The organism is Pseudoalteromonas sp. NFXS53 (genome assembly GCF_056629255.1).
The window spans coordinates 1-507 of sequence record NZ_JBWVBR010000054.1 but is presented as its reverse complement, the minus strand read 5'-3'; the positions used below and the strand labels follow the sequence as shown (position 1 = coordinate 507).

1 protein-coding gene is annotated in these 507 nt (G+C 36.7%); it reads right to left on the bottom strand.

Translation table 11 applies throughout. The features are described 5' to 3' along the window. Positions 1–77: 77 nt before the first annotated feature. On the bottom strand, positions 78–413 hold the full coding sequence (locus AC1HJP_RS21165; protein ID WP_480363468.1) for a four helix bundle protein: 336 nt from the start codon (positions 411–413) through the stop codon (positions 78–80). Positions 414–507 lie beyond the last annotated feature (94 nt).

Genomic DNA, 507 nt, shown 5'->3' with positions numbered 1-507 from the left:
CGGTAAGCGGTAAGCGGTAAGCGGTAAGCGGTAAGCGGTAAGCGGTAAGCGGTAAGCGGTAAGCGGTAAGCGGTAAGTTAGAACTTTCTTTTAAGACATGTCAACATGGCAGAAAGCTGTTTTGTTTCTTCAATCCACTTTTGACCATTTTGAAAGTCTAGATAACCAACATCTATACCTATATAAATCTGTGTTCTGACTTCAGCTAAAGACGAGTAAGCAATATCTAAAAAACGACGTTTCTCTTTGTCGCCTTCTCTGGTCATGCCTTCAGCAATATTACTTGGAACAGATAAACCAGATCGTGTAAGTTGATCTCTAAAACCAAAGTCTTTTAGCTTAGCCGTAGCTTTATAAATATCAGCGCTTAATCTTGCCGAACGTTTCCATACTTCTAAATTTTCAAAATTCAAAACCGACTCCTTCGGTTACTTATAGCTTTTAACTTATAGCTTTTAACTTATAGCTTTTAACTTATAGCTTTTAACTTATAGCTTTTAACTTATA